The 26282-nt window shown below is 62.3% G+C and carries 32 protein-coding genes and 1 tRNA gene; 10 read left to right on the forward strand and 23 right to left on the reverse strand.

Annotated elements, in window-relative coordinates; translation table 11 throughout:
* Positions 1-66 precede the first annotated feature (66 nt).
* The 3 genes from LVB87_RS11485 to LVB87_RS11495 form a co-directional block, all read right to left on the reverse strand.
* Positions 67-3090 carry a sensor histidine kinase gene (locus LVB87_RS11485; protein ID WP_232898092.1) on the reverse strand — a complete coding sequence of 1008 codons (3024 nt, stop codon included), beginning with the start codon at positions 3088-3090 and terminating at the stop codon, positions 67-69.
* A gap of 103 nt (positions 3091-3193) precedes the next feature.
* Positions 3194-3823: a response regulator transcription factor gene (locus LVB87_RS11490; protein ID WP_232898093.1), complete on the reverse strand. Its 630-nt coding sequence runs from the start codon at positions 3821-3823 to the stop codon at positions 3194-3196.
* A gap of 101 nt (positions 3824-3924) precedes the next feature.
* On the reverse strand, positions 3925-4197 hold the full coding sequence (locus tag LVB87_RS11495) for a hypothetical protein (RefSeq protein ID WP_232898094.1): 273 nt from the start codon (positions 4195-4197) through the stop codon (positions 3925-3927).
* 167 nt (positions 4198-4364) lie between these two features.
* Between LVB87_RS11495 and LVB87_RS11500 the strand changes: the two genes are divergently transcribed.
* Complete coding sequence (locus LVB87_RS11500) at positions 4365-4655, forward strand: hypothetical protein (RefSeq protein ID WP_232898095.1); 291 nt, start codon at positions 4365-4367, stop codon at positions 4653-4655.
* Positions 4656-4705: 50 nt separating this feature from the next.
* Here LVB87_RS11500 and LVB87_RS11505 read toward each other — a convergent pair whose 3' ends face one another.
* The 3 genes from LVB87_RS11505 to LVB87_RS11515 form a co-directional block, all read right to left on the reverse strand.
* A complete protein-coding gene (locus tag LVB87_RS11505; protein WP_232898096.1) occupies positions 4706-5164 on the reverse strand; it encodes a hypothetical protein in 459 nt (152 codons plus the stop codon).
* A 5-nt stretch (positions 5165-5169) separates the two neighbouring features.
* Complete coding sequence (locus LVB87_RS11510; protein WP_232898097.1) at positions 5170-5688, reverse strand: helix-turn-helix domain-containing protein; 519 nt, start codon at positions 5686-5688, stop codon at positions 5170-5172.
* Positions 5689-5828: 140 nt separating this feature from the next.
* The gene (locus LVB87_RS11515) at positions 5829-6302 is read right to left on the reverse strand and encodes a hypothetical protein (RefSeq protein WP_232898098.1); all 474 of its coding nucleotides are present in this window, start codon (positions 6300-6302) and stop codon (positions 5829-5831) included.
* Between the two features lie 436 nt (positions 6303-6738).
* Between LVB87_RS11515 and LVB87_RS11520 the strand changes: the two genes are divergently transcribed.
* Entirely contained in the window at positions 6739-7005 is a 267-nt protein-coding gene (locus LVB87_RS11520) for a hypothetical protein (RefSeq protein WP_232898099.1), read from the forward strand.
* Between the two features lie 23 nt (positions 7006-7028).
* On the opposite strand, the gene LVB87_RS11525 is transcribed toward LVB87_RS11520, so the two are convergent.
* The 6 genes from LVB87_RS11525 to LVB87_RS11550 all read right to left on the reverse strand — a co-directional run bounded on the left by LVB87_RS11525 (position 7029) and on the right by LVB87_RS11550 (position 11628).
* Complete coding sequence (locus tag LVB87_RS11525; protein WP_232898100.1) at positions 7029-7832, reverse strand: hypothetical protein; 804 nt, start codon at positions 7830-7832, stop codon at positions 7029-7031.
* Between the two features lie 332 nt (positions 7833-8164).
* Positions 8165-8797 carry a hypothetical protein gene (locus LVB87_RS11530; protein WP_232898101.1) on the reverse strand — a complete coding sequence of 211 codons (633 nt, stop codon included), beginning with the start codon at positions 8795-8797 and terminating at the stop codon, positions 8165-8167.
* 15 nt (positions 8798-8812) lie between these two features.
* Positions 8813-9394, reverse strand: a complete 582-nt coding sequence (locus tag LVB87_RS11535; RefSeq protein ID WP_232898102.1) for a hypothetical protein — start codon at positions 9392-9394, stop codon at positions 8813-8815.
* 13 nt (positions 9395-9407) lie between these two features.
* A complete protein-coding gene (locus LVB87_RS11540) occupies positions 9408-9992 on the reverse strand; it encodes a hypothetical protein (RefSeq protein ID WP_232898103.1) in 585 nt (194 codons plus the stop codon).
* A 270-nt stretch (positions 9993-10262) separates the two neighbouring features.
* On the reverse strand, positions 10263-10904 hold the full coding sequence (locus tag LVB87_RS11545; RefSeq protein WP_232898104.1) for a hypothetical protein: 642 nt from the start codon (positions 10902-10904) through the stop codon (positions 10263-10265).
* A 10-nt stretch (positions 10905-10914) separates the two neighbouring features.
* Positions 10915-11628 carry a hypothetical protein gene (locus LVB87_RS11550; RefSeq protein WP_232898105.1) on the reverse strand — a complete coding sequence of 238 codons (714 nt, stop codon included), beginning with the start codon at positions 11626-11628 and terminating at the stop codon, positions 10915-10917.
* A 205-nt stretch (positions 11629-11833) separates the two neighbouring features.
* On the opposite strand from LVB87_RS11550, the gene LVB87_RS11555 reads away from it, so the two are divergent.
* Positions 11834-12115, forward strand: a complete 282-nt coding sequence (locus LVB87_RS11555) for a hypothetical protein (protein WP_232898106.1) — start codon at positions 11834-11836, stop codon at positions 12113-12115.
* Here LVB87_RS11555 and LVB87_RS11560 read toward each other — a convergent pair.
* The 3 genes from LVB87_RS11560 to LVB87_RS11570 form a co-directional block, all read right to left on the reverse strand.
* On the reverse strand, positions 12103-13026 hold the full coding sequence (locus LVB87_RS11560; protein WP_232898107.1) for a hypothetical protein: 924 nt from the start codon (positions 13024-13026) through the stop codon (positions 12103-12105). The genes LVB87_RS11555 and LVB87_RS11560 overlap by 13 nt on opposite strands.
* Before the next feature lie 159 nt (positions 13027-13185).
* A tRNA-Val gene (locus LVB87_RS11565) sits at positions 13186-13260 on the reverse strand.
* 114 nt (positions 13261-13374) lie between these two features.
* Complete coding sequence (locus tag LVB87_RS11570) at positions 13375-14223, reverse strand: hypothetical protein (protein WP_232898108.1); 849 nt, start codon at positions 14221-14223, stop codon at positions 13375-13377.
* 133 nt (positions 14224-14356) lie between these two features.
* Here LVB87_RS11570 and LVB87_RS11575 point away from each other — a divergent pair, with 133 nt between their 5' ends.
* Together LVB87_RS11575 and LVB87_RS11580 are read left to right on the forward strand one after the other, a co-directional pair.
* Positions 14357-14599, forward strand: coding sequence for a hypothetical protein (locus LVB87_RS11575; RefSeq protein WP_232898109.1), 243 nt, complete (start codon positions 14357-14359; stop codon positions 14597-14599).
* A gap of 111 nt (positions 14600-14710) precedes the next feature.
* The gene (locus tag LVB87_RS11580; RefSeq protein WP_232898110.1) at positions 14711-15460 is read left to right on the forward strand and encodes a hydrolase; all 750 of its coding nucleotides are present in this window, start codon (positions 14711-14713) and stop codon (positions 15458-15460) included.
* A gap of 134 nt (positions 15461-15594) precedes the next feature.
* Here LVB87_RS11580 and LVB87_RS11585 read toward each other — a convergent pair whose 3' ends face one another.
* Both LVB87_RS11585 and LVB87_RS11590 read right to left on the reverse strand, forming a co-directional pair.
* Positions 15595-16443, reverse strand: coding sequence for a hypothetical protein (locus LVB87_RS11585; protein ID WP_232898111.1), 849 nt, complete (start codon positions 16441-16443; stop codon positions 15595-15597).
* Positions 16444-16734: 291 nt separating this feature from the next.
* Positions 16735-17193 (reverse strand): hypothetical protein, encoded by a 459-nt coding sequence (locus tag LVB87_RS11590; protein ID WP_232898112.1) that lies wholly within the window; start codon positions 17191-17193, stop codon positions 16735-16737.
* A 642-nt stretch (positions 17194-17835) separates the two neighbouring features.
* On the opposite strand from LVB87_RS11590, the gene LVB87_RS11595 reads away from it, so the two are divergent.
* The gene (locus LVB87_RS11595; protein WP_232898113.1) at positions 17836-18003 is read left to right on the forward strand and encodes a hypothetical protein; all 168 of its coding nucleotides are present in this window, start codon (positions 17836-17838) and stop codon (positions 18001-18003) included.
* A 91-nt stretch (positions 18004-18094) separates the two neighbouring features.
* Here LVB87_RS11595 and LVB87_RS11600 read toward each other — a convergent pair whose 3' ends face one another.
* Positions 18095-18937, reverse strand: coding sequence for a phosphatase PAP2 family protein (locus tag LVB87_RS11600; protein WP_232898114.1), 843 nt, complete (start codon positions 18935-18937; stop codon positions 18095-18097).
* Positions 18938-18954: 17 nt separating this feature from the next.
* Between LVB87_RS11600 and LVB87_RS11605 the strand changes: the two genes are divergently transcribed.
* Positions 18955-19329 (forward strand): hypothetical protein, encoded by a 375-nt coding sequence (locus LVB87_RS11605; RefSeq protein ID WP_232898115.1) that lies wholly within the window; start codon positions 18955-18957, stop codon positions 19327-19329.
* On the opposite strand, the gene LVB87_RS11610 is transcribed toward LVB87_RS11605, so the two are convergent.
* On the reverse strand, positions 19330-19896 hold the full coding sequence (locus tag LVB87_RS11610) for a cytochrome P460 family protein (RefSeq protein WP_232898116.1): 567 nt from the start codon (positions 19894-19896) through the stop codon (positions 19330-19332).
* Between the two features lie 260 nt (positions 19897-20156).
* Between LVB87_RS11610 and LVB87_RS11615 the strand changes: the two genes are divergently transcribed.
* The 3 genes from LVB87_RS11615 (at position 20157) to LVB87_RS11625 (ending at position 23447) form a co-directional block, all read left to right on the forward strand.
* On the forward strand, positions 20157-22010 hold the full coding sequence (locus LVB87_RS11615; protein ID WP_232898117.1) for a hypothetical protein: 1854 nt from the start codon (positions 20157-20159) through the stop codon (positions 22008-22010).
* A gap of 124 nt (positions 22011-22134) precedes the next feature.
* Complete coding sequence (locus LVB87_RS11620) at positions 22135-23142, forward strand: hypothetical protein (RefSeq protein WP_232898118.1); 1008 nt, start codon at positions 22135-22137, stop codon at positions 23140-23142.
* A gap of 104 nt (positions 23143-23246) precedes the next feature.
* Entirely contained in the window at positions 23247-23447 is a 201-nt protein-coding gene (locus LVB87_RS11625) for a hypothetical protein (RefSeq protein WP_232898119.1), read from the forward strand.
* Positions 23448-23456: 9 nt separating this feature from the next.
* Here the strand turns inward: LVB87_RS11625 and LVB87_RS11630 are convergent, their stop codons facing one another.
* Genes LVB87_RS11630 through LVB87_RS11645 form a run of 4 tightly spaced genes read right to left on the reverse strand, consistent with a single transcriptional unit; the run spans position 23457 to position 26199 of the window.
* Positions 23457-23711 (reverse strand): hypothetical protein, encoded by a 255-nt coding sequence (locus tag LVB87_RS11630; RefSeq protein WP_232898120.1) that lies wholly within the window; start codon positions 23709-23711, stop codon positions 23457-23459.
* Between the two features lie 56 nt (positions 23712-23767).
* Positions 23768-25039, reverse strand: coding sequence for a glycoside hydrolase family 2 (locus LVB87_RS11635; RefSeq protein WP_232898121.1), 1272 nt, complete (start codon positions 25037-25039; stop codon positions 23768-23770).
* A gap of 4 nt (positions 25040-25043) precedes the next feature.
* The gene (locus LVB87_RS11640) at positions 25044-25430 is read right to left on the reverse strand and encodes a VOC family protein (RefSeq protein ID WP_232898122.1); all 387 of its coding nucleotides are present in this window, start codon (positions 25428-25430) and stop codon (positions 25044-25046) included.
* 10 nt (positions 25431-25440) lie between these two features.
* Entirely contained in the window at positions 25441-26199 is a 759-nt protein-coding gene (locus LVB87_RS11645) for an SDR family NAD(P)-dependent oxidoreductase (protein WP_232898123.1), read from the reverse strand.
* Between the last annotated feature and the right edge of the window lie 83 nt (positions 26200-26282).

Here is a 26282-nt window from a genome sequence, read left to right on the forward strand (position 1 = left end):
TAAGCCCCGCGCACTCTCCGCAACACGTGATTCCCGACAGGCGCTGACCTGTACTCTTCTACAGGCCTAGCGAAAGATGCTGCGTCCGGGAACAAGCACGCGCACTTCGGTTCCACCCGTTGGACCACGGGCGACGAAGAGGCGCGCGCCGATCCGCTCTGCACGTTCTCGCATGCCTTGCATGCCGAAGTGTCCCGCCTTGCCTTGCGCAACCTCGGCCGACGGAATGCCGCTGCCGTCGTCCCGCACCACCAGGGTCAGATCGCGCGCATACGCCAGTTCGACCTCGATCGTTCGGCCGTGCGAGTGCGATGCGGCATTGCGAATGGCTTCGTAACCGATGCGGTAGATCTCGTCGCGCACGATGGGGTGCATTTCACGCGCCCGCCCGGTGACCGACACGCGCACCACCATGCCGCTTTCGCCGGCGCATGCCTCGGCTGCCTGCTGCAGTCCGTTTGCGAGGTCGTTGTCCAGCAACGTGGATTGACGCAATGCATTGAGCGTTTCGCGGCCTTCGCCGATCGCCTCGCCGAGCCAGGCCGAGATCCGTTCGAGTGCATGCTTGCGGCGCGCATCCTCCACATCGGGGCCGAGCGCGTCGTCGGCGACCAGTTTCCCCGCTTGCACCGTCTGCAGCAGCGTGTCGTGAAGCTCGCGTGCGATGCGCAAGCGTTCCGCCATGCGCTCGTCGAAGCGCGCGCTCATCGTCGCTGTCAACCGGCGCAGTCTCCAGCGATACGCCAGCCATGCACCGAGGAGGCAAAGCGCAATGGCACCGACGCGGAACCAAAGGGTCTGGTACCAGGCGGGCGGGATGCGGAATGAAAGCGAATCGCCGCGTGTGTTCCATACGCCGTCGTCGTTGGCGGCGATGACCGTGAACCGATAGTTGCCCGGCTGCAGGTCCGTGTAGAACGCCTGGCGACGGGTGCCCGGCTCCTGCCAATCCTTGTCGCGACCGGCGAGCTTGTAACGGAATCGCACGCGTTGCGGGACGACGAAGCTGGTGGCGGTGTAGTCGATCTGCACGTCCCCGGCCCGGGCAGGAAGTTGCACCGCGCCGTGGAGCGGATAGCGCGTGCGATCGACCACGAGCGACTCGATGTGCACGGAAGGCGCGATGCGGTTTCGTGTCGTGGCTGCGGGATCGATCATCTGGACGCCATGGCCATTGGCGAACCAGATCCGCCCGTCGGGCGACGTCGTCGCGCCGCGGAAGGGCGCCCAACCCGGGTCGACGCCGTCGAGGGCGTCGTATTGGCGAATCTGCAAGCGCGTTTGTGGTTGGGTCCACCAACGATCGATCTCGGCGCGCGCAATCTCCACGAGTCCGCATTGCATGAACACCCACAGGCGACCGTCCCTGGCGCTCTGGAGTGCATGTGCGTGATTGCAGGGCAAGCCGTTCGCAGTCGTGAGCGTGTTGGTATGTCCATCCTTCCATGCAACGACGCCGTTGGCCGTCGCGCCGAACACTTCGCCGAGGGACGTCGTGGCCATGTGTTCGACGAAGCCGTTGACGCTGGCCTCCGGTGGTCGCGCGAACGCAAACGTTTGCGCCTTGCCATCGCGGAACCGCGCAAGATCGCCGCTTCGCAAGCCGAGCCAGATGCCGGATGCCGGATCGGCGACGATCTGACGACCCTCGAGCTCCGGTCCGAGGGGATACGCATCGATCACGACATTGTCGCGAATCCGGAGGAGCGAATCCTTCGATCGTCCCCAGAGGTCGTGCTGCGCGTCCTCGGCGAGCGAAGCAATGGACGCGATGTTCGTGGTGCCGTCTCTTGCATGCACCTGCACGGCCTTGCCGCGATCGATGATCCACAAGCTGCGGTCCACGCCCACCCACATGCGGCCGGCATGGTCCTGGAGCAGATCGGTCACCTGGCCGTCGGGCAGCCCCAGGGATTTGGTCAGCGAGCTGATCCTTCCGTCACGGAGGACATCGAGCCCCGCGCTTCCGATCCAGATCGACCCATCGTTGGCCGCGGCGATCGAGGCGGCCGAGTCGGAGGACAACCCTTGTTGCTTAGAGAATGTCGTGACCCGCAGGTCGCGGAACTGATCGATGCCTTTCGCCGTGGCGACCCAGAGGTTGCCCTCGCGATCTTCGAAGAGGCCGTTGATCCGATCGTTCGAGAGTCCATCGGTCGATGTGAACGCATCGATTTCGCCGCGATGGATCCGATACAAGCCTTTCCCGTAGGTCCCGATCCACAAGGCACCGTGTCGGTCCAGGAGCAGGGCGGACACGGGCAGGGTGCTGGCATCGAAGTTGGCGCTTGTGAAAGGCGTCCATCTGCCATCGACGAACTGCTGCAGGCCGAGCCCCGGGCCGGGCTTGGCGATCCCCACCCACAGTCCGCCGTCATTTCTCGGCGCAATCGCAGCGACGCCCATGTCCTTGCGCGCAGAATCCAACGGCAGCTTGAAGACTTGCGACGCCTGGTTTCGCCACGCCGTGAGCGCGATGTCGCTTCCGATCCACGCCGTTCCCGTCGCATCCTGCAGGAAGGCCGCCGGACAGCAAGGCGAGCCAGGAATCTCGAGCCCCTGCGCCTTGTCCAGGCAAGCGAACTTGCCGTCTGGGGAGACGCGGCAGACCAGCGCGCTGGAATCAGGCCGGGGTGTTCGCGTCGTCCAGATCGTGCCGTCGCGATCCTCGGTAATCGACATGATCGCTCCGCCGGGCGTCGACGGAAAAATGCGCAACTTGCCGTCTCGCCACTGGCCCAACCCCTGTTGGGTGCCGATCCAGAGCGTGCCATCGCGCGTGGCCAGCAGGCGGGTCACGGCGTCGGAGGGAAGGTGTGTGCCTGCCGGCGCGGACCAGCGCGCAAAGCGCACGCCATCGAAACGCAGCAGGCCATCCAGCGTGCCGACCCACAGATAGCCATCGGGCCCCTGGGCGAACGCCATGGGCATGCCCGGGAGATCGCCATCCTGCGATCGCCAGGCCACGTGGCCGTACTGGGAGATCTGCCGTGCCGGATCGACAGCCCACGCGGGCGAACAGAACGTGAGCGCAGCCGCCACCAGCCACGTCAATGACCGTCCGATGGCGTGCGCGCTGTGCAATGTCATGTAGGCCTCGAAGTCTGCGAACGACGATACCGCTCACGCGCATGCCCGGGCACCGGGCAATCCCCAGCCGCCTTGCTACAGATTTCTACAGTCCTGCCCCGGATCAGATGGGCAGCAATCCCCGCCGCACAGCGACGATGACGGCATGCGTCCGGTCCTTGGCTTCCAACTTGTCGACGATGTTCCGGATGTGGAAGTTGACCGTCGTTTCCGAAATCGAGAGATGGTCGGCGATCTGCTTGTTGCGGTTTCCGTCGCGGATCAACGCGAGCACCTGGATTTCGCGTCGCGTGAGCTCGTCGTCGGCGAAATGACCGGCCAGCCGCATGGCGACTTCAGCGGGGAAGTGCTTCTTGCCGCTGTGCACCGCGCGAATGACATGGAGCAGGTCGTCCTTCGGCATGCTCTTGAGCAGGTAGGCGACCGCGCCGGCCTTGAGCGCGGTGTGGATGTCGCCTTCGCTGTCGGAGGTAGTCAGCATCACCACGCGCGCAGTCGGGGAGAGCTTGCGGAGCGCCGTCAGCGTTTCCGTGCCACCTGTACCGGGAAGGCGTACGTCCATCAGGGTGACGTCGGGCGCGGTGCGCTGGAATTCTGCGATGGCCTCGTCCGAGTTCGACGCCTGGGCCACCAGCTCCATGTCCGCCTGCGAGTCGATGATGAAACGCAGGCCCTCCCGGAAAACGGGGTGGTCCTCGACGCTGAGGATTCTGATGCGCGTGCCCTCGGACATGCGGGACGTCCCCCTTGGACAGAGACTGTGCTCTCCCGCAATGATGTGCCTGGGAGCGTTGCGATGGCAAAGGGCCTTAGGGACGTCGGCGCAGCGGAGTTCTACTGCCCCGGGTCGCCAGTCGTTTCAGCGGACTCGGCCGGAGTCGCCAGCGTCTCCGTGACCTGGAGTCGACGGACGACAAGTTCGTCGATCTCCAGTCGCCTGATCCGTGCGCGACCGATGACCAAGCGGCCGACCACCAAGGCCCCGATGGCCACCGCGCCCACTGCGATCGCGCCCAGTGTCATCCCGCCCAGCGCGAGCGCGCCCATGGATTGCGCGCCGACCGCCTTGGCGGGAACGGCTCTGGAATGTCTGAGTTCGTATCTCATGGGTGACCATCAGCGCGGGCGGCGGGCGTTCTATAGCAGCCGTTATGTGATGGACGCAGAAAGCGAAGGCCTCGATCGCTCATGCTTCAAGCGCGGCAACGCTGTCCGGGTTGAATCGGTCAAACCGTTGCGTTGGTTGTTCGTCCGCGCTCCGAAGGAGGTGCGAAATGTATGCAACGACACGGCGGTATGAAGGCGTGACCGATCCTGGCGAGGCGGGGCGGCGGGTCAACGAAGGCTTCGTGCCACTCATCAGCAAGATGCCGGGGTTTGTTGCCTATTACTGGGCGGACGCCGGGGGAGGCGTGATGGTTTCAACGAGCGTCTTCCAGGACCGGGCCGGTGTTGAAGCATCCAACAAACAGGCTGCGGATTGGGTGCGCGAGAACATGGCGCCATTGCTTCCCAACCCGCCGCAGATCACTGCTGGGGAAGTTGTCGCGCACACGGCGAAGTGAGGATGTGGAAATGGGAGAGGGCGGACGCGTCGGTACTTCGCGCGACTGACCTATTTCGCAGGCTCGGCGTTCCGGGACGTGAGCGCCCGCTCCAGCGTCACTCTGTCGCGCTCGGCAACCGGGTCCAGCGCAAATGTTGTCGGACCGATCGATCGCTCCTTGAAATAGGCGATGCGGAGCAGCGTCGGATCCTCCGGCCACTCATCGTCGTAGGTCGCGAATTCCAAGAATTGCAGTCGACCGTCGTACGCATACAGGAGTGTCGCCACGCCGTCGGTGACGCCGGCGACTTCCAGGTCGATGTCGCCGATGATGACGGAGCCGGGATCCAACCGTGGCGCAGCGTCATCGACAGCAAAGTCGATGTACGCGCCAACGCCCGTGTGCCTGCGATCGACGACTGTGATGCCCTTGGCCTGATGGCGAAGAATTGACAACGTCGGGTGATCGCCTGCCAGGCAAGCGTCAATGACGCGCTTTTCCAAGTCCGTCGGTGTCGAATTGATCATTCAACTTAAGCAGACCCTTCCGTCAGGGCGCTGATCACATGCACCGGATCGTTCTTTATCGCGCGGAGCAATGCCTTTGCAGGTCCGGTGGGCGCGCGTCGGCCTTGCTCCCAATTCTGCAATGTCGCGACATGCACACGGATGATACCTGCAAACTTTTGCTGGGAAAGGCCCGTGGCCTTGCGAATCTCGCGCACTTCGACCGCGTCAACATGGAACTCGCGGGAGGGTGCGCGTTCGCCGCGCACGATCTCGCCCATCTGTTCCATGCTGCCGACCAGGCGGTCAAAAAGCTTCTTGTCCATGATGTCCAGGTTGCTGGCACCGCCGGAATGTACGCCACTGGCGTACAAAGTTTGATCTTGGGGCCCCGGAGCACTGGCTTCGGGCGGCTCCAAAGCGGGCTTGGGTTGCTCGCGAGCAGCTTTCGATTGCTGCATTTCAATTTCGAACTGAAAATCTTCAGGTCTGAGCTGCTCGATTTCAGGTCCAGGCTGCTCCCGAGCAACCCGGACCTGCTCCATTTCAACTTCGACCTGAAAACTTTCAGGTTTCGATTGCTCGATTCGATCTTCGACCTGCTCGATTTCAGCTTTTCGCTGCTCGATTCAATCTGAAAGCTGAAACATTTCAGCTTTCGATTGCTAAATAGCAATCCGGCGCTTCATTCCCCCGGCGAATCGTCCTTCGACTTCCGGCGCGACCGCGAAAACGCCGAACTCAGACCCTTCCGCAGTTCATCCAGGCCCATGCTCTTTCCGAAGGCCTTCAGCAGCAGGTAGATGTCGCGGGAGGCGTCGTAGACGTCGCTGCCCAGGGCGAGGAGGGTGTCGTCCCAGCGCGTCATGATGCGCGTGAGGCGGGCATGGAGCGGGAAGAGTTTGTCGTACGCCGCCAGGTCCGCGATCGCGTCCTGCATGCCCACGGTTTCCGGGATCAGCTTGGGATTCTCCGCCCCCACCACGAGGGTCTGGCGGCAGAACTGCTCGAACTTGGTGCCCATGCGGCGGATGCTGCGACGGTCGGCGACGTCCAGGACGATGAAGTCCGGGAAGATGCGCTCGAGCACGTCGAGGGCGGCTTTGGCTTCGGCGATCTGTTCGTCGGTGATGATGGTCTGGACGAGGTTCTGGGCCATGGGGATTTCGCTTTGTGGTTGATGTCAGCGAAATTTCTCTCCATTGCGGACCGAACGAAATTGTCCTCGGGGGCATTTGCGCCAGACGGCACATGGCGTGGTGACGGTGGGCGAATCTGCGTAGGGGATTGCGAGCAGAAGCGCATTGAACGGGCGAGACGATTCGGACGGTTTTTGGGTTGATTGGGGAAGGCTCGCGGTGGACAGTTGGTCCACGGAGCTCAAAAACTCCCAAAGTGATCGCCACCGTCGAAATGGGTGGCGAATGGCGTCTCCTGGACGCGCCGACGCAAGGGCCCTGCGTCGGGAGGGCGGCTAATACAAGACCCGAAAGGGAAATCCGTCGCGCCGTCACTTTGCGGTTTTTGACCTCCCGACACCTCGTGCCGCACTCGCGCGGCGCGAGGTCCTCACTTAGAGAGATGGAGGGTCCAAAATGTCTGATGAAACTCGCGTCCAGGATGTGGCGCCGATTGCCTATATCAACCTGCTGGCCGCGCACACGTTGATCGTTCAAATGCGCGACTACGTGCGCATGGCGTCGACTGTTATTGAGTCACTCGGCGATATCGACTCCGAGATCACGATCCGGCCGGAGGCTTTGGTCTGGGGTCTCTCAAATCTGGCAGACGATTTGGAGGAGATTGCAGAGGCTGTTCGGTGGTCCAAGGAAGCGTACGAGAAGGGCGTTTCCGATCAATGAGATCCGAGCTGGGCTTCGATAGCTCAGACGTGCTTCTGCAGCTGTGCGTACACCCAAATGGATCCACTTGGGAAATGATTGTCCAAGAATGCTTTCGGAAGAGAATCCATCTCATCGCGATCAACTCGGGAGTAGTAGTTGCTAAGAGTCGCGCCGCCAGCTGGGCCTGCCTGCACCCATGCGTACGCGAAACACAGGACGGCCTGGAACGGGCTGCGGTTCACTCCCTCTTGTAAGCTGGCTTGGAGCTCTTCTGTCCACGACAAAGTATTCGTAGTGGAGCCGACGCCCTCATGGAATAGAAGGTTGCTCATGTCGATCGCCAGCACGTTGAGTCTTGTGCTGTAAGCGGTTTGCGACTTCTTTGCGATAGCTGAGGCCAGCTTGTATGCGAGTGATCGATTTGTCGGAGCGCCCTTGACCAAGTGCGCACTGGTGCACTCCAAGCCAAGTTCTCCTAACGTAAAGTCAGGAGCTTCCGACTTGTTAAAGTCGATGCCCTTGGTGATCAAGGATGCGGCCATGCGAATCTCTTGCCGAATTCCAAAATACGCGGTCGCCGAACGGTCTCGCCGCAGCGCCTTTTTGAAGTGCCGAAACAGGTTCTCGTCGTGAGCCAGGATTCGCTCTAGATCTTCTACGGCGAATTGGGCGAATGCGGCCCGGGCGCAACCCTGTACGCGCTCACCTGACAAGTAAGCGTCGCGCGCGCCGTGCAGCCATTTCATGACGGGGTGATGCGAGAGGCTGGACGTGCTGTCGCCAAATAAACGCTCAAGACGTTTAGCCAACTGTTCCCATTGCGTCATGAATTCGACGATTCCCATAGCGCGCTCGTAGTCAGGTTCTCAGCGTCAAAGGGTGGGGCTTAGCTTCGATGTCTTCTCAGGCGTCGGGTGAACGATACTGGCCCCGTATAGAGGTTTGAAGCTGCCCTAGGTATCGTAACCTCCCGTGAAGCATTGGTTGCGCGCCACTCGAAGCGGCGTGCTAAAGGAAAGGGTCGTTAAGCCCATGCCGGACAAATACGCGAGTTTTCTTGAGCTCATGGCATCTGAGCCCGAGGGCTCGTACCGTATCGAGTTGTTGCTCGCTTGCGTCCATGTGCGCAGCGTAGCGACGATGGCCGCAGACGCAATCCCGACAACTTGTCGGTGGTTCAAGCTTTCGGGCCGTCGTCGTTGTCGTCGTCGTCGGGCTTGAGGTCGTGCGCGAGTTCGAGCCGTTCTCTAGCCTCCTCGAAAGTCTCCTTCGCGAAATCGAGCTTTTCGATGATTTGAAGTGCGAGCTCCTTCAAATCGGCCGGCTTGCTCCCCTTGGCTTCGTAAAAGTCGATGGACGTCGCCACCGTGATGTTGACGGTATCCAGCACGTCGAGCGCAGTGTTGACGGTAATGCCGGTCCGCCGATCGAACATCGTGACCTGCGGCCGCATGACCGACAGCCCTAGCGCGCGATCGAGGAGGATGAAGCGCTTCAGGTTTTCAGCCGGAATGACGACTGGCTCGCCGGCGTCGATGCGCGCAACTAGGCCCGTCAGATGTTGCATGCCCTTGGTGATTTCGACGTTGGTGAGGTGGAACTTCAACTCCATCGTCGAGGCGATGATGTCGGCCTGCCGTCGGCGCTCGCTTTCGACGAGTGCGCGTGCCTCCCGGGAGTTGCGCTCGCCGATCCAGATCGCCGCGAAGATCGCCGCGACGGAAAGGACCGCCTGCAAGGACGCCGCGTAAACGGAGCCGATCGCCTGAACCCAGGCGGCCAGTGCCGACCAGTCAATCTCGCACGCCATGTTTCCCCCTTTCGACTAGCGACTCGAGCACGACCGAACGACGATGCGGCGGGTGCGCGCCAACAACACCGACCCCGCCATCGCCTCCGCCGCCATCAAGGTTGCGAGCTCGACGAGGATCAGCCAGATCACGCCGGTCTTGATCCAGCTGCCCGTGCCGTGACCTAGAAATTCCGCCGTTAGGAAGCCCAGGCCGCAGATCACCGCCGCCGGTACCATCGACAATTCGAACTTGAACCGAACGAGCAGAGCCCGAAGGTAGCGTTGACCCACCACCTCCGCATCGGTCTTCAGGCCGAGGTACCGATACCAGTACGCAAAAAGTAGCGGAGCTTTGTCGCGGAGCCAGCGGTCAAGGATCTTTGCCTCGATGCGCGATCCCAAGTCCTCAAGAACGAAGCCGGCAACCAGCACCATCCCGAAGATCGTCACGCTGATCGGTACCGTGGTCGCGCCCGCCCATGTCTGCGCGTTCATGAGCGAAGGCCAGAACACGCCTGCGAGCCACGGGCCGATCGCCGTGAAACCGGGGACAAGCACGATGGTCGTCACGCGATAAATGTCCGGCTTCAGCGCCGTAGTCGCGTCGATGCTCATGCGGCCAGCTCCTTCATTCCATCGGTCCCCGGGCGAGCCTTTCGAAATGGCCCGCCAACCGCGACGTGAGCTCCGCGTAGCGCGCGACCGATTCGAACGAAGGGTTGAACGTGCCGTCGTGCATGGCGCTGTTGCGCAGTTTGCGGAGCTCATTGAACTGCTCGGCGTCCTCTTTGCGAATGTGGCCGCCTTCTGCGAGCTCGCGCATCAACCGCATCGCTCCGCTGGGTTCGACGCCCTTCGCCGCAGCAAGCCGGCGCATCGCAGCGTCAACGCTCGTCCAGGCGGCGAGCACGGCCCCGCGCGGGTCGCCTTGCGCAAGTTCAAGAACCGGGCGCATCTCCGGATCGGCTTCGCGAATAAACCGGTTCGTGTTGCTCTCGGAGATTTCATCAAGGGCGACAAGCTCGACGCCGGCTTCTTCGGAAATACGTTCGACGTCTTCTGCGAACTCCACCTCCATCCCGCCCCAATTTCCACGCTTAATGCGCTTGAGCAGCGCACGGATTTGCGAGCGGAACAGCAACGCGATGCCGAACGTGGCAACGGGCCACGCGAGCGATCGAATGAGTTCGGAGATGAAGGTCAGACAGTCCAACGGCGCCACCCGCGTCACGGTGGAGGCGTTCGCGGGCCCCCAACCCGCGGCTGTCGCGATGTGCGGGCAGCCAAAGGCTTCTAACGGCTGATGTATGCGAGGCCGGTCACCTGAGCGCAACACGAAAATTTCTCGGGGTCCCCCCAGGGGTGAGGGACGGTGGCGGCGCTACCTGGGAGTATGCGACAGAAGTAGCCAGCAAGCAGGCGGCACGGGATCGTCCCGATGCTGCACGCCGAATTTGTGCTTTGGGTCGACAGCGGCCACTTGTTAGGTGTTGAGCAACACACTCAACAACTCAGTGGGTAGTACAACAGCCGGCAAAAAACCCAGATTTCCTGAATGGCCAACACACCTTTTTAGCTTCGAGTCGAGTGTCAAAAAGTAATCGGCCTCGTTGTGCTCCGCGCACCAAAGAAAGAATGCATCCGCCAGCTGGTTGTAGTGCTTGGATGTTGTTCCTTGGAGTCCCCCAGTGGCCTTGGCAAGTTGGATGAACCTTGGATGCTCTAGGCGCGAGAGAAAATTGTGGAAGTGGTTCTCTGTAGGGCCGGGGTTCAAGTGCCGCGGCAGGCCTATTATTCGGTCATATTTCAGGGGTGGATCCGAAACAATGATGTTGCTTCGGTAAAAGTATTCGCCCCGGAACCCGCCGGCCATTTTGACCTCGCCGAGTGTTTCTTGATCCATCAATAGCGTGGCGTTTTTCACCTTCAGCTGCGCTGACAACTCACGAAGCCTGCGAATCTCAGAACGCAGGCCCGGATGATCGTGCGGCTTCTTGCTATGAAGTTGAATCGGCCCACGCTTAACTAAAGGGTCACCAGGCTCGAGCTGGCCGAACTGTATCGTCTGGGTGCGATAACGAGTCGCCGCGTGCCTGATGATGTTGCTGTCGATGAAGACTTTCATCAAAACCTCGCTAGTTTGCGCAGCGCGCCTGCCGCAAATACGTGCCCGGTTCGTCCTTCGGCTCCTTGCCGGGCTTGTGGCGATGGGGTCGCAGGCTCTTGTCCGGCCAGAACCGGGGCGTCAGGTGCTCGTAGATTGCGGTAACAGACCAAGGCAGCAGGTCGGCGGTTTCGCCGTCGATTTGCCATCGAATTCGTGCGACTTCGAGGTAGCCGGCAGTGCGCACCACCGGACAGGAGAATGACTGTAGTAGCGTTCCGAGTCGGTCAGCCTCGCGACGCTTGTCGTTGATGCCAATGGGCGCGGTAGCCGCCGGATGCGCCGCGACCTTGTTTCGCCACTGCACGACGGCCGGCACGATCTCCTCGACATAATCACGGCATGTCTTGTTCACGACGCCTTCGTTCTCGACGAGATCCGGGATTGACCATGACGTGCGATTCACCAAGTCGACCAGTGCGACGAGGCGCAAGTAGTTGGTCAACGAAATGGCGAACCAGTTAAAGGTGCAGTAGGTCACCGGGTAGAAGTAGGCGAAGTCCTCCATCGGTTCACGTCCATCGGACTGCTCAGTCGCGTCGATGAAGTGCTGTTCCTCCTCGCGCACGTGCTCCGCCAGATGCTCGATGCCGTGCAGTTGCGCTTCGATGAAGTGCGAGTGCAACAGTTTCGGGTTGCGGAGGTCGAGGCGAATGTCGAGCTCGTAGTCGAGCGTCCATTCCATCGGAGGCAATTCCATGGACTATGCCCTCAAAGGTTGCTGGCCGGCGAAATTTTGGGAGCCCGCCCCCACATCGAACTAAAAACGCGAAGCCGTGGTCCCCCGGGGGGGCGTCTGTTCCATCTGTTGCAGCCCCGGTTGTTGCGCAGAGCATCACCCGGCAAGCTAGATCGGACAAGACCGATCGTAGGCGTGCAAGGAGCACACGATGGCGCTATCCCGCGAGCAGGTGAATGCCCTCGCGCGCCTCAGCTACAAGCGGTATTGGGCCGGGTTGATGGCGCGCGGTGAGCAGCCCTACCTGCGTCAGTTCCCGCCGATGCACTGCGGCAATGCGCGATGCTGCGGGGAGTTGCCGGTCGGCGTGACCGTCGACGAGTTAAACGAAGAACGGTACCGCTCCTGGGGCGCGATGCTCGCGGCGCGCGCTGCTTCAGTGGTCAACGAGTTGTTGAGGGTCGAGGCGGACCCGCGATTTCAACGGCCCTGATCGTCTGGATGGTTGGATTCTTCGAGAAGCGTCAACATCTCGTCGGCGGCTTTTGCCATCTGTGCCTGTGATGCTTTCGCGCTTAGGAGGAGCGCGGCGAGGTCCGCATCGAGTCCGATTTCGTTGCGGAACGCGGCGGTGAGCCTAACCTGCATTTCGCCGATTCGAGTGGTCTCCGCCATCGTCGCCCTCATGAAAACCTTTTGCAGGGCGTTGTAAGCCTCCCAGCTGGAATTCCGGTCCTCGCCGTACTTCTCGTAGGCTTCGCGATAGTGCTCGAAGTTGTGTCGAAGCACCTTCATGCGGGCTGGATTGGGATCGCCAGATTCGTTTTCGGCGGTGATTTCGGCGAGGGCACGTTGAGCTTGGGCGAGTTGCTGCTCGTACATGTTGTTCGCGACGTTGATGTCGATCTTGAGGTCGTGCATCGGTTGCGCAGCCGCGAGTAGGTTGAACAGGGCCTGCCCGTAAATCCCCGCCAACTGCGAGGCGAGGGCAGAGGATTCGCGTTCACCGATTAACTGGACTTTTGCCAGCGCCGCCATCGTGCCTTGAAGAGGGCCGGACAAATCCGCGGAGGTGGGATCCTTCGCGGCCAGCGACCCAAGGTGCGCGCCCGTGCTCATCATCTGCGTCGTCAGATCGAGGTACACCTCTTTTCTGAGCGCGAAGATGCGGTCGCGATGCTTTTCGCGCGCATCGTGGCGAAGCTGATCGTTCAGGCGCTTCTCGCTGCTCCGGTTAGACAGGATCACCCCAGAAAGAGAAATCGCGGCTGCGATTACGCCCGACCAGACGACCGTCGGAATGCTGACCGCCGCGGCGCTGTTTTGGGAGGCAGACGCGGCTTCGGCTACGCCCGACACCAGCAGCACGAGCAGGAAGAGCGCAGGCGGTGCAGATTGCTTCATCCGATTCCCCGAAGCCCGGCCCCTGGGCGAGCCGACATTAGAACGTGTGGCCACTCGATTGGGCACAAAAAAACCGCCTCGTTTTCAGGGCGGTTTTTCGTACGTTTTCCGTACTCACCCGATTCGGCGATTCGGAAACGATCTAACTCTTTGATTTCATGGTGGGCGGTGCAGGGTTCGAACCTGCGACCCTTGCCGTGTGAAGGCAATGCTCTACCGCTGAGCTAACCGCCCGGGTGCTTCTACCGCCGCGGGGCGGGGCAGGCGCGGCATTCTACGGAAGCGCGGCCGTTCGGGCAACGGGCGTGAAGACGAAATCGTGAATCGGGCCGCCGTTGCCGGCCGCCCTCATTCAATCTGATCCCGCGCCCAGGCCGCATCCAGCGCTTCCATCGCATCCTTCGGCTTCAGTTTCGCGGCCTTCTCGAACGCGCCGGCCGCCGCGTCTTCCTTCTTCTCGCCATACAGCAGCATCAGCACGTTGCCGTGCTCCACGTGGGCGATCGGGGAATCCGGCGTCAGCTTCAGCGCGGTCTTGATGTGCGATTCGGCCTCGCCGGCCTTGGCGCCATACGTGAGGCCGCCCAGCATCGCGCCCACCTTGCCGACGATCTCCGCGTGGTACAGCGCCATCGCGGTGTGGGCCTCGGCGTGCTTCGGCGCGATCTCCAGCGCCGTGTCCAGCGAGGCGCGCACCTTGCCGGCAATCCCCTCCTTCAGCGCCTTCATGATGCTCAGGCCCTGGCTGTAGCGGCCCAGCGCAAAGGCGTGGCGGTAATGGGCGTTCGCGTCCTCGGGCAGGGCCTTGATCGCGCCCTCTGCGAGCTGGGCGCACTGCTCGAAGCGCTTGAGCTTGTCGGCGTCGCTGTCCACCAGATAAGTCGCGTGGATCCCCATCGCTTTGACGGCCACCGAGGCGCCGATGGGGCCGAGCTTTTCGCCGGCCTCATAAGCCGCCTGGAAGTCGCCGTGGTGGAAGGCGCGCCATGCGTCCTGCAAAGCGGCGGCCAGTGCGTCGGCGTCGAGCTTCGGCGCGGCCTTGCCGGCGGCCTTGAGCAGGGCGGCGGCGCGCTTGGCGTCGGGGTAGGGTTCGCAGTCGCCCGCATGCAGCGCGGGCCAGGCTTTCTTCAGCGCGTCGCCCGTGTAGGCGAAGGCTTTCGCGTCCTGCGGGAAGGGGGCCCATTTGAACTTCGCCATGCGGGTGTCTCGGGGGGTGGCGGAAGCGGCAGCATCCCGCCGCGCGACGGTCTTCGCAAGTCGGTATCCATTGGTGTGCTGTGATGGCGGCATGTGCGCAGCCCCACGCTGCGCTCGCAATCGGAGAGGGGTCATGACGCATCAGGAAACCACGCTCCGTCATCTGTGGTTGGCCGGCCTGGGGTTGTATGCGCGGGTGCGGCGTCGGATGGATCGCATCGTCGGGATCGAGACGCCGGAGAAGGCGGAGCCGCCTGCTGTGGAGTTCGTGACGACGCAGAAGCCGGCGAAGAAGGTGGTGTCGAAGTATTCGTCCGGGTCGCGGCGGGCGGGGGAGCATGAGTCGCGGCGGCGTATCGCTGGGAAGGGGCGCTAACGCTTTAGGAGCAAAGCCTCGGCTCCGGAAGGGACGGACCGCCACGCCCTCGGTTATCGCGCCTGTCGGAGCGCCTTCAAGCCGCATCCATGCAACCGGAGCTCCGCCCGGGTGGCCATCCATGGCCGCCCTGCAGTCGCGACAACCGAGTGCGTGTCGGTCCTTCATCGCGATTTGCAGGATGCGGTGCGTTTGACGCTGCATTGGCATTCACCAGAGGAGTTCGCCATGGCCAGTGAACCGATTCGGGATCCGATCAAGGATCATCTGCTCACGCCGGAAAATTCGGCTTTCATCGTCATCGATTACCAGCCGATCCAGGTGTCCTCGATCCGTTCGATGGATCAGAAGGAATTGGTGTTCAACATCGTCAGCACGGCCAAGGCGGCGCTCAACTACAAGCTGCCCATCGTGCATTCGACGGTGAATGTCGGGACAGGGCGCAACAAGCCGCCGATCGCCGAACTCCAGGCGCTCCTGGGGCACTTGCCGACGTATGACCGCACGACGATCAACAGTTGGGAGGATGTCGAGTTCCGGCAAGCGGTCGCGGCCACCGGTCGCAAGAAGCTGATCATGACCGCGTTGTGGACCGAAGCCTGCCTTGCCTTCCCGGCACTCGACGCGCTGAAGGAAGGCTTTGATGTCTATGCGGTCGTGGACGCCGTGGGCGGGACGTCCATTGCTGCGCACGAGGCGGCCTTGCGCCGGATCGAGCAGGCGGGCGCCAGCTTGATCAGCAAGACGCAACTGTATTGCGAGCTGCAACGCGACTGGAAACGCGAGGCGACCATTCCCGGTTTCATGAACGTGTTCCAGAACTATGGCGGGTCGAACCCTGAGAAGGACTTCAAGGGTTGATCAGAAAGTTCGGGGGGCATGCGAGTGTCTGCTTTCGGCCAGAAGCGGACACTTGAGGAGCGGGCCCTACCTCGCAGCCGATCGCGACGCAGCGCATCCATTGGTGCGCTGCGTCGTCCCGCCGGCACGATGGCTCAGGGTGGCGTGAAATTGAGCAAGTACGGGTGGTTGGGGTCGGTCGGGTCGCAGGCAAAGTTGAAGTGCTGCGCGAACTGCGGGGCAAATTGCGCCACGCAGGCATTCTTCTCGGCTGCGCTCATCGGAATGATGTTGCGCTCGACGAGGGGCCCTTCTTCGCTGCAGCCAAAGCCTTCACCGCCAGCGAGGAAGCCGCCGAGGTAGCTCGTGGTGACGGCGTCAGGGGGCAGCGGAGAGTTGCTCTCGAAGTACCAATCAATCTCGGGGATGCCACTCTGGAGGCCGCAGCCGAACCGATGGACGAAGCTCGGCGTCGCCGCCAGCACGCGGTTGCCGATGGCCACGCACACATCGGGGCACAGACACACGCCGGGAATCGTGACCGGCACGGACAGCGCGCTGAAGGGCGCGCTCTGCGACGCGCCCTTGGTCGAGCTCATGGCCTTGACCCGGATCTGGACGGTCTTGGCGTGATACGTCGCGGGCACGGTGCACGGCGAATCCCCCGACGTACACACAGTGACATCCAGGGAGGCCGGCGCGATGTCGACCACGGGGCTGCGACTGAAAATGGAGAACTTGAAGGTCTGGCTCAGGTCCGGGCTGCCGTTGCAGTCGGGGTCGTACGTGGCGATGGCTTCGATGGAGTATTTGTCCGGCGGGGGGATCAGGGTGTCCATGGTCCATGCGCAGACCACGGGTTGCGATGGCTCGACGGTACAGACTGGCGTGCCGGGGGCCGTCGTGTACCCCGGCTGTTTTGCGGACAGGTCAGCCGCGGGCAGCAGCAACGACATCGCGGCACACAGGGGAACCAGCGCAGGGCGCGCGGGAGCGAGCGTCATGGGGGCCTCCGGCAGGAGTGCATGCTCGCTGGCTATGATCCGGTTGCCCGGGAGAGGACACCATCACCCGAGTGTGCACTCAACCATCCTCAAGCCCCCATGAGCAGTTTCCGTGGGGAAGCTCATCTTCGATCTGAACCAGTCACTCGACGGCGGCGATCATGGCCAGCGAGTTGATCTACGACAGGGTCCTTCGGTTAGGGGCGTCAGCGGTCACCTGGTGATCTATGGCAGCTTTCGGCCAATAGCGGACATTCAAGGGGCAGCGCACGGAACGCTACCGGTGGTGCGCTACGAGGCGTCGGAGGCCGCGTTGAACATCGTTGGGCCAATCTGCACAGCGAAGGGTTCGAATGTCGTCACCGAAATGGACTTCGCAAAAAACCCCTTCTTCCTGATGACATAGGGGACGTAGATGAACCTTGAGAAGCCTTCACTTTCCAGATGAACACGCAGCCCATCCGGGGCCTGCGGGTTGTACTCCTTTGGAATATCTACGTTTGCTGCCAAAGCAGCCGCCGCGATCGAGCCCTCTGCAGCACTTGAAGTAAATGATTCGCACAGGAGGCGATAAAGGTCCTGAGGCGCCGGCCTCTCCTGGCCGTTGTAGCCACCTGCCGCCGACACCTGACCATCGGCGCTGAGCGTGGCACCGAAGGGGTAGAAATCGCCTGAGTCGTTGAGCATCACCTTGGCGAAGTCGATGCAATAGTTCAGAAGCTCTTGCAGCTTTTCCGGGGATGCGCCCATGCGTAAGTCGCCAGAGTGAATGCCAACGCGCAGCGTACGCGATGTCCGCTTTGGGTCGAAAGCGGTCACTCGTGACCGGCCGTCACCCCGCCACCGGGAGTGGCCGCCAATGTCCGCTTTCGACCCAAAGCGGACATTTGAAGCTCCGCCTTTGCGCCGCTACCCTTCGCGCCAATGACCGGCAAACTCTTGGTACACGAAAAACATGAAGTTGCTTGAGTTCGTCCCAGGAAACGATCTGGAAGATCTCATCATTAGGGCAAGGCGCGGATCTATGTCCCTCGATGACTTGCTGTCGAAGGTTGCGGATGCGTCCGTTTACTTACCTAGTCGAAGGGAAGTTGAGCAAGATGGGCAGGGTTTCGAGCCGTTGCTCATAGGATCAGAAGCCAATCCGCTTGTCGCGGCCTTCTCGTCTCTCTCAAGATCGGAGACGACTCGCAGTCGGGCGTCGTATGTTCTCCGAATGCCAGGGCGCGAGTTCTTCCGACGACTTCCGGGCGGATTTGGCGTGGTACTCAACCCGGGATTCGAGACGCAGCTAGTAATCTCCGAGGATGTCGTACCTCGTTTGAGATAGGCGCGAGTGTCCGCTTCTGGCCGAAAGCGGACAGTTTCGCAGCCAATTCGCTAGGAGCGACGATGAACCCGGAACAGTGGAGTCAGGACATAGCCGAGTTGGCGGCTGATGCGTTGGTTGACGCAAAGTTGATCGATCGCAGCGTCATGGCGAAGGCAAAGGAAATCATCGCCGAGGAGATTTGGATACGCCTCAACCTCGGCGATTTTCCGACCAAGCCTGAGGTGTGACAGACCCGGCCGCGCATGTCCGCTTTTGGCCGAAAGCGGACACTTCACCCCCTTCAATGCTGTGCCCTCAGGTAATCATGAGAGTGGCTATTTACTTCCTGCCGGCAGCCAACTCGGCCTCACGCCGCGCCCCGCACGCGTAGTGCACGAACAGGACGATCGCCCAGCTCACCCACAGCGACCAAAGGGTGTGTGAGAGGAAGTGGGCGCCGCGCATCTGCTGGATCCATCCGAGTCCGAAGGACCACGCGAATGCGAGGAGGGCGATGCACACGCATCTCCGCGGGCGCTCGGGATACCAGAGCCATGTGAACGACAGCATCCAGGATCCGCTGCTCACGAACGCCGAAGGGAAGCACCGGCCGGGTGGCACGCCAGCGGGCGTTGCCTGCAGCAGATCGAAGTAGGGGCTGGCGCCTCCGAACTCCGCGACGTCCCACGGACAATGCGTGGCGCTCAAGTGATGCAACAGGCCGATCGTGGCGGGCACCACGATGAATGAGATCGCGACGCACGCAAGGCGTCGCCGATGCGTGGACAGGAAGCCCGGCTGCGTCGAACGGGCAGCGAGAATCGCAAGGACACACATCGCGATTCCGGCGACGATCTCCAGCGACTTCAGGATTCGATGCACGGCGTAGTGCGTGAGCCACGCGTCGCGCCAAGGGAAGGTGTGGCTGGTCCGGTCGTACCAATGCGCCGCCAGGTCCAGGTCGAGTCGGGTGGCATGGAAGACAATGGCCAAGGCCCCGCCGGTCAACGCCAGTCCAAGCAAGTGCCATCGATAGAGCGCTGGCCGGTGCATCGGCATCGGGCGTCGCCGCCATGTCGGAGGGCGGCGATCATGCCCGATGCCCCATGAGCGGCGGGTCAGGGTAGCGGACATGGCCCAGGCGTCTTCACCCAGCAGTGCGTTAGAGTCGCCGTCCCGCATCCCCCTACACCTTGTCAATGGCATACAAGCTCTCGCTGCCTCGCGAGCATGAAATCCTTGAGTTGGTCTACGACGGACCGGTTAGCTATCGCGAACGACTGGATGCACTCGAAGACATGTCGTCGATCCTTGAAGCAACCAGCGTGCGAAACATTCTGGTGAACTTCACGAATGCGAAGCTGCTGGTGAACGACGACAACGACCGCATTGATTTCATTGCGAAGAGCGCGGTATCTCCCACCCTCAATGGGTGTCGGGTCGCAATGCTGGGGCTATCGCGCGAAGACGGGCGGTCCACGCAGACGACGGCTCAGATCAGACAACTTGAGCTGGCCTTCTTCGATGACCGTGAAGAAGCGATCGCTTGGCTTGCATCACTCCGACGGGAGTGATCAAGGCGAGTACTTCGTGAACACGTAGTCGCGCTGCGTGACGGCCTGGTGGCAGACAAAGCAGGAGTACATCACTTTTTCATCGGTGGTCGGCTGGAGGTCTTTTCCGAAATTCGAGTAGCCCCAACCACCCGTGGCGGCATACTTTTTGGAATCCTTCTCCATGAACTGCAGATACCAATCGGGTGCGTCTCCCGGAACGAACGATTGTTCCTTGCCGAAGGTCTTGTTGTTCTCTTCGGAGGGGACCATTTTCCAGGCCACTCGGCCGACGACGGAACCCTCGGGAAAGGGCTTGCCTGCGCGATAGGCCCGGATCGCGATGTCATTGCCGATCACAACGCGTATGTCGTTGAGATCACCGGCTTCATGGGCGGCCGAAACGAATTTCCAGTCTCGGTATCCTTGCGGGATCGTCGTCACGATGACTTGCTTGGCCGCGTTGCTGTCTGGTGTCGCTTGCCCGGCCGTCATGCCGGTGTTCTGTCCAAACGAAGCAGGTGCCAGCCATGCTGCGGTGCCGGTGAGCACGCCCGCCGCAACGAACACCAGCGCGATGCGTTTCATGGTGTCCCTCTTCTTGTTTGAGCCATAGCGGCGAAAGGAGATCACCCGAGGAAAGGCGAATCCATTACGCCTTCTGGGTGATGGGAGCGCCACGGCGTGCCAACGCGTGGTCGACATGCGATCGGCCATCCGCCGCTCACCTGTACGAGTTACACCTGCACGAGGGATTCCTGCGAGCGACCGTCGGGAAGATGCTCCGCGGGCCGTTGCCGGTCTCCTGCGGGCTTCCGGTTGCGTCCTTCTTCCAGAGGAATCCGGACATGTCCAAGCCGACAACCCGTTTCCAAAAGAATGCCGGTCGCGTCCTCACCTTGCTCCTCGTGGCCGCGGGCGTGGCAATCCCGCTGATCGCGCTCTCGGTCAACGACGAAACCATCTTCGAACTCGAAGGCAACGCCGTCGATGGCCCACCGGCCGGCGATGACTGGGAAAACATCGCGGACGATCGTCCGGGTGGCCCTGGGCTGATCGCCCAGAACCATTCCAACGTCCAGACGTTCATCACCGACGGCCTCGACGCCACGGACACCGCGTTCACGGGCGGCGGCTCGAAGGACGTCAACAACGTCAATCAATGGCAACAGGTCACGTCCGCGGTTTCGCCCATCAAGAACGAAATCGGCCATGCCTTTGCAGCGGCGTACACCGATCCCTCGAACGGTCACCTGCTGGTCTATTTCGGCCTGGATCGTTCCGGCTCCGGTGGCACCGCCGCGACCGGCTTCTGGTTCTTCAAGGACAAGATCAGCCTTGGCGCCAACGGACAGTTCGTCGGCACGCACACCGTCGGCGACATCCTGGTCACTTCCGACTACGTCACCGGTGGCAAGATCGGCGAGATCAACGTGTTCCGGTGGATCGGTGGACAGAAGCCCCTGCAAGTCGTTGGGTCCACCTCGACGGGCGGTGGCTTCACCGTCGGCGATCGGTACTGCCTGAATAACGTCGCGGGCCAGACCACGCCGATGGCGTGCGCGGCGTCCAACAGCAATCCCGAAACCGTGCCGTCGTCCTGGTCCACTTACTTCTTCAAGTCCGGCAGCACGTTCGATCCGACGAACACGTTCCCGGCGCGCACGTTCTTCGAAGGCGGCGTCGACCTCACCCAGATCTTCGGCACCGGATCGACGTGTTTCGCTTCGTTCATGGCGATGACCCGTACGTCGGCCTCCACCTCCGCGCAACTGAAGGATTTCGCGCTCGGCGACTTCGCCTTGTGCGACATGTCCGTGGCGAAGGCCTGCAAGGTCGAAGCCGGCGTGAGCCCGGTGGTGAATCCGGATGGCGTCAGCGTCCATACGAATTTCACCGTGACGTTCTCCAACCCGAGTGGCGGCACCTTGCGTGACGTGCAACTGGTCGAGAAGCTCGGCCTGGGCGGCACGACCGGAAACGCCTGCAAGATCACCGCCGTCGACCTGGGCTCGGGCGGCACCGCCGCGAATCCGGCGACGCCGTTGAACACCAACCTGGTCAAGGACACCGCGTATGAAATCGCCAACACCATCGCGGGCCACTCCTCGGTTGACGTGACGTTGTCCTGCGACAGCCTGGATAACCCGCTCCTCAACATCGTGGAGGCGCGAGCGAAGACCTTCGTCGGCGCGGGCGATCCCGACCTGGTCCGCACGTACCAGATGAAGTCCGACGACGATGTCCTGGATGAGTGCGTCGCCCCCACCAACACGGCGATCGACGTGACCAAGGACTGCGTCGGCGACAAGGTGACGCTGGTCAACACCTCGGGCGGCATGAAGGCGCACGCCTGCTTCAGCATCGAGGTCACCAACAAGGGCAACGTTGCGTTGAAGAACCTCGTGGTGGCCGACCCGAAGATCAGCGCCAATTCGTTGGTGCCGACGGGAACGACGTTGGGGCCCGCGGGGTCGGCGACGGACTCGATCCTGCTCGGTGACACCGATCACAGCGGCACGATCGACGCCGGCGAAGGCCTGTGCTTCGACGCGATCGCGCCCGACAACGGCGAAACCGATACCGACGTTGCAGTGTTTGGAAACCGGGTGGACGTGAGCGCCGATACGGCCATTCCGGTCCCGAGCTTCCCCAACCCGCAGACCGACTACGCCACCGACAGCTGCCCGCTGTGCAAATGACGGCAAGCCGCTGATCGGCGGAAGCTGATCGGTTGAACGAGGGGCGACGGGATTTCCCGTCGCCCCGTTTCTTTGACCGATGCGTAGCGATTGCCGCGTTGGCGCCAGCAAAGGGAGGCCTGCGATGCGCACACGTCCTGTCGTTGCCTGGTTGCTGCTGGCGCTGGTGGCATGTGCCTCCTGCGGACGGCAGGGTCACGGCACGACGGCGTCCGGGGCGGCAGAGGACGGCGATCCATTGCCCGAGCGTTACCGGGCCAGCTTGTTGTCCTCCGTCGGCGTGGTCCCCAGGCCCGGCAGCATCACCGTCACCTATCTCGGCACCTCGATGCTGCTGTTCGACGACGGGGAAACGCAGCTCCTGGTCAATCCGCGCGTCAGTCGATCTGCCGGATCGACCACGGATGGGAAGCGCATCGACGAAACTTTGAAGCTGCTGCAAGCCAATCGCGTCGGCGCGATTTTCGTCGCAGGCGAGGGCGATCGCGTTGGAGACGCGATCTACATCGCACGCAGGACGGGCGCGACTCTCGTGGGGCCGAGCGCCGCGCTCGACGTCGCGCGTGCCAATGGCGTGCCGCAACAGCAACTCGCCCCGTACATGCCGGGTAGCACCATCAAGGCCGGGAAGTTCCGGGTCGAGCAGATCGCTTCAAAGGCGGCGCCATTGCCGAAGGACGCATCAGGTCGAACGCATCCGGGCGGCAGTTCCGTCGATCTGCTCATCCGCAAGGGCAGTCGTTCGATCCTGGTCAAGTCGTCGGCGAACTTCCTGCCCGGCGCCCTCGACCATGTCAACGCGGATGTCCTGTTCCTTCCGACCGGCGGCCTGGCCGAGCAGAGCGACTACTTCCAGGACCTGTATTACCGGCAGACCGTCGACCAGGTGCATCCGAAGCTCGTGGTCCCGCTGCAATGGGATGACGCCACGCGTCCGCTCAGTCGCAAACTGGTTTTGGCGGATGGAACGCCGGCCGCGTTCGATTTCCTGATGGGCCGCCTGCAACAGGACAAGATCAGGTTCGGGCTGCTGCAGGGTTATCACACGACGGAGTTATTCGACGCCAAGTCCTGCGCGATCCCGCTCTCGGCCGAACCGGTCACGAGTCCCGTCGCGGGCAAGGGCAGATGACAAATCGGGTTCCCCCGTCGCCGCTGGGCGGACCTCACCGTGGGACACATTCGGATTCGCCGGGAGAGGCGTATACGAAGGCCGTGCAGCTCCCACCGGCCAGCATGAACTTCAAGGATCTCTCCGACTCGAGGAATCTCGAGTTCGATTTCTTCGTCCGCGCACTGACGCAGGTCTTCCACGGCGAGTCGTGGGACGAGGTGCAGCCTTACGCAGAGCGCGCCTGGTTGGCCAGCGGGTTGGGCGCGGATCTCCCGTGGACGGACGTGCAGTCCGAGGTGCGTGCGGCCTGGCCCAAGGCGTGATTCGGTGGGCTAGGGCAGGGTGCGTTTCGACAGTGCCGACACATCGGGCGCAAGCACTTGTTCCATCGTTTCGCGCTCGCGCTTGATGCGGAGCGTGTCCAGCTTCAGGCGAGCAAACAAGGTCATCCGATATCCGTCCGGCGCTTCTTCGAGGAATCCCATCTCCAACAAGGCTTCGATTGCCGCATCGGAAGGGACGACGCCCTTGTCCAGCGCTTCCAGGATGACTTCGTACTCGCGCTCGATTTCTTGGCTTCCATGCATGAGAACAACCCGCTCGACTTGCTGTGGATCTCAGCAAGCACAGCCTGAACAACACTTCATGTCTTCGAATGCGACGAAGTCCGCAAATCGCAGGTTCGCACGATCAGGCAAGCCAGCAACGGTATCGCGATCGCATAGGCGTATTGCGCGAGCGTGACCCCGATGCCGAAGGGGAACCAGATGACGGGGACGCCGATCGCGCTCAGCTCACCGGCAAATTGCGCGACCAGGATCGATGTCATCGTCGCTACCGCCAGGATGCGCATCGGGCCACTGCGAAGGATTCGCACGACACAGATCAACAGCAACGCGAGTAATCCGAGCCGACACAAGCGGCTCACCGCCGTGGCGTGGAACGCAGCACCCGCGATTCCGAGAACGGCCATCACCACGGTTGCACCGTCGATCGCCCGCGAGGCGCGCAGGCACCAGCGGTTCCAGGCAAGCGTCCACGCAACAAGGCTGAGCGGCGTCCAAAGTGCGTTCAACCAGACATACGTCGGCAGGCTGAGCAGATCGGTCCAGGAGACGATCGCGTTGTCGAGGCGCTTCAACGCCCAAAGCACCAGCGCGATGCATGCAAACGCGATGAAGCCCGGGTGGGTGCTGCGTGGCCGAATCACAAGCGCCAGGCCAACGAGTGCGAAGATCGCCGCCGGCTCCACCACCTCGACGATATAACCGGCGATCGTCCGCCACCACTGCACGCGGTAAAGCGCCTGGCTTTCCGGGCGCGGCGCTAGCGTCGGCGCGACGTGCACGCCGCCGGAGTTGTCGGCGGCATCGCTGCCGGGTTGCATGTAAGCGCGGATGGCGATGACCCCGGTTTTGCCCGCCGCATCGGCGGGAAGCGCGAACAACATCGGCCGCGTGCCCACGACGCGAGGGGATGCACCAAGCCGACCCGATCCGCCCAGCCGCACGCCGTTCCAATATAGCTCGTAGCCGTCCTCGACGGCGGTCGGTCCGAGAACATCCCACGCGCGGTGTCCGGCCGGCACCGTCACGGTGCGTCGATACCAGGCATACCCGCGATAACCGGGGTGGCCGTGCGCCATCCATCCCCCGACGTAGTTCGGCAACCCGACATCGCCATCGGTGCTGCTTGCCGGTGCGCTCAGGTCCGTCGTTTCCCAGGCGCTGTCGTCTGCGTCCGCATCGGCCCAGTGCGGGTTGTCGCCAACGTGGAATCGCCATGCCCCGTCGAGCAATGGGGCCGCGGCGCGCAATGCGGGCGGGTCGGGTTGTCCGCCGATCGCCAGGACCACGATCACGCCGCCCAGCGCCATCAACGTGACAGCGACGATCCAGAGGATGGTGCTTCTCATGTTGTCAGGCTCGCGCGGATTCATAAGTCCTAATTTCGATGTTGTGCGCATCCGGGTCATGGAAATACAGCGCATCCGCCATGCCTCTTGCGCCGAGCGATTTCGCAGGGAGCCCGCCCGACCGGTCGAACGGCCCGTTACCGTACGGAATGCTCAGCTGGATGAGACGCCGATGGGCCGCATCGAATGCGGCGCGCTCCAGGCAAAACGCCAGGTGCACTTGGTCTTGCGGTACTTGCTCCATCAAGTCGAGCGTCAACCCCTCGTGCACTCTCAAGATGTCGAACGGGCCGGCCTTGCCTTCGTGTGCAAACGCGAGGATCTGCCGATAGAAAGCGACGGACTTGGCTGCATTGCGAACCCGCAAGATCATGTGGTCCAAAGCGATCATCGGATGTCCTTCATGACATGACACGGCCGCCGGCCACATCCAGAGTCACGCCGGTGATCCAGGAAGAAGCCGAGGACAGGAGAAAGAGGGTCGCGGCAGCGACGTCTCGTGGATGACCGAGTCGACCTAGTGGAAACGCGGCACGCATCTGCTGCTCTTGTTCGTCCGAGATGGCCTGTCGCGTTCGCTCCGTCAAAACCGCGGATGGAGAAACACAGTTGACCCGGATGCCATGCTTCCCTGTCTCCTGGGCCAAGTGACGCGTGAGCATGATCACCCCGGCTTTGGCTGCGCCGTACGCAGCGGGCGCCCCTGCGGCCACCCTGCCACCGGCCGACGCCATGTTCACGATGCCTCCAGAGCCGCGGGCGATCATTGCCGGCAAGAAGCATTTGAGGGTGAAGAACGTCGAGGTCAGGTTGTTGTCGATGCTCGAACGCCAGTCCTCCTCGGTGATCTGCTCGAACGGCATCGGCCGCGCGGTGCCTCCCCCGGCAAATGCCACGACAAAGTCAGGCGCACCGAACTCCGCATGGATGCGGTCCCGCATCGCTTCCACCGACGACAGCCGGGCGCAATCCGCTGGCGCGGCGAGGGCGTGGCCACCGATCGCGCGGATGGCCTGCGCTGTCGCGTGGATCGCGGTTTCGTCCCGGCCGTTGATGGCGACCTTGACGCCATTCCTCGCCAGCGCGAGGCAGGTCTCCGCCCCGATGCCACGTGAGCCTCCGGTCACGACGGCAACCTTGCCATGGAGGTCGGGAAACACCGGAATCGTGGACGGCGGCAGAGGCATGGTGGCACCCGATCGTTTGCATTTGCCCAGACTTTGAGGCCGCTATAGACTCAATA

It is taken from the genome of Lysobacter sp. KIS68-7 (assembly GCF_021284745.1).
Lineage (GTDB): Bacteria > Pseudomonadota > Gammaproteobacteria > Xanthomonadales > Xanthomonadaceae > Noviluteimonas.

Coding starts and splice junctions, on each gene's coding strand:
- LVB87_RS11485 (WP_232898092.1), bottom strand. CDS start 3,090: ATGACATTGCACAGCGCGCACGCCATCGGACGGTCATTGACGTGGCTG.
- LVB87_RS11490 (WP_232898093.1), bottom strand. CDS start 3,823: ATGTCCGAGGGCACGCGCATCAGAATCCTCAGCGTCGAGGACCACCCC.
- LVB87_RS11495 (WP_232898094.1), bottom strand. CDS start 4,197: ATGAGATACGAACTCAGACATTCCAGAGCCGTTCCCGCCAAGGCGGTC.
- LVB87_RS11500 (WP_232898095.1), top strand. CDS start 4,365: ATGTATGCAACGACACGGCGGTATGAAGGCGTGACCGATCCTGGCGAG.
- LVB87_RS11505 (WP_232898096.1), bottom strand. CDS start 5,164: ATGATCAATTCGACACCGACGGACTTGGAAAAGCGCGTCATTGACGCT.
- LVB87_RS11510 (WP_232898097.1), bottom strand. CDS start 5,688: ATGGAGCAGGTCCGGGTTGCTCGGGAGCAGCCTGGACCTGAAATCGAG.
- LVB87_RS11515 (WP_232898098.1), bottom strand. CDS start 6,302: ATGGCCCAGAACCTCGTCCAGACCATCATCACCGACGAACAGATCGCC.
- LVB87_RS11520 (WP_232898099.1), top strand. CDS start 6,739: ATGTCTGATGAAACTCGCGTCCAGGATGTGGCGCCGATTGCCTATATC.
- LVB87_RS11525 (WP_232898100.1), bottom strand. CDS start 7,832: ATGGGAATCGTCGAATTCATGACGCAATGGGAACAGTTGGCTAAACGT.
- LVB87_RS11530 (WP_232898101.1), bottom strand. CDS start 8,797: ATGGCGTGCGAGATTGACTGGTCGGCACTGGCCGCCTGGGTTCAGGCG.
- LVB87_RS11535 (WP_232898102.1), bottom strand. CDS start 9,394: ATGAGCATCGACGCGACTACGGCGCTGAAGCCGGACATTTATCGCGTG.
- LVB87_RS11545 (WP_232898104.1), bottom strand. CDS start 10,904: ATGAAAGTCTTCATCGACAGCAACATCATCAGGCACGCGGCGACTCGT.
- LVB87_RS11550 (WP_232898105.1), bottom strand. CDS start 11,628: ATGGAATGGACGCTCGACTACGAGCTCGACATTCGCCTCGACCTCCGC.
- LVB87_RS11555 (WP_232898106.1), top strand. CDS start 11,834: ATGGCGCTATCCCGCGAGCAGGTGAATGCCCTCGCGCGCCTCAGCTAC.
- LVB87_RS11560 (WP_232898107.1), bottom strand. CDS start 13,026: ATGAAGCAATCTGCACCGCCTGCGCTCTTCCTGCTCGTGCTGCTGGTG.
- LVB87_RS11570 (WP_232898108.1), bottom strand. CDS start 14,223: ATGGCGAAGTTCAAATGGGCCCCCTTCCCGCAGGACGCGAAAGCCTTC.
- LVB87_RS11575 (WP_232898109.1), top strand. CDS start 14,357: ATGACGCATCAGGAAACCACGCTCCGTCATCTGTGGTTGGCCGGCCTG.
- LVB87_RS11585 (WP_232898111.1), bottom strand. CDS start 16,443: ATGACGCTCGCTCCCGCGCGCCCTGCGCTGGTTCCCCTGTGTGCCGCG.
- LVB87_RS11590 (WP_232898112.1), bottom strand. CDS start 17,193: ATGGGCGCATCCCCGGAAAAGCTGCAAGAGCTTCTGAACTATTGCATC.
- LVB87_RS11595 (WP_232898113.1), top strand. CDS start 17,836: ATGAACCCGGAACAGTGGAGTCAGGACATAGCCGAGTTGGCGGCTGAT.
- LVB87_RS11600 (WP_232898114.1), bottom strand. CDS start 18,937: ATGCGGGACGGCGACTCTAACGCACTGCTGGGTGAAGACGCCTGGGCC.
- LVB87_RS11605 (WP_232898115.1), top strand. CDS start 18,955: ATGGCATACAAGCTCTCGCTGCCTCGCGAGCATGAAATCCTTGAGTTG.
- LVB87_RS11610 (WP_232898116.1), bottom strand. CDS start 19,896: ATGAAACGCATCGCGCTGGTGTTCGTTGCGGCGGGCGTGCTCACCGGC.
- LVB87_RS11615 (WP_232898117.1), top strand. CDS start 20,157: ATGTCCAAGCCGACAACCCGTTTCCAAAAGAATGCCGGTCGCGTCCTC.
- LVB87_RS11620 (WP_232898118.1), top strand. CDS start 22,135: ATGCGCACACGTCCTGTCGTTGCCTGGTTGCTGCTGGCGCTGGTGGCA.
- LVB87_RS11625 (WP_232898119.1), top strand. CDS start 23,247: ATGAACTTCAAGGATCTCTCCGACTCGAGGAATCTCGAGTTCGATTTC.
- LVB87_RS11630 (WP_232898120.1), bottom strand. CDS start 23,711: ATGCATGGAAGCCAAGAAATCGAGCGCGAGTACGAAGTCATCCTGGAA.
- LVB87_RS11635 (WP_232898121.1), bottom strand. CDS start 25,039: ATGAGAAGCACCATCCTCTGGATCGTCGCTGTCACGTTGATGGCGCTG.
- LVB87_RS11640 (WP_232898122.1), bottom strand. CDS start 25,430: ATGATCGCTTTGGACCACATGATCTTGCGGGTTCGCAATGCAGCCAAG.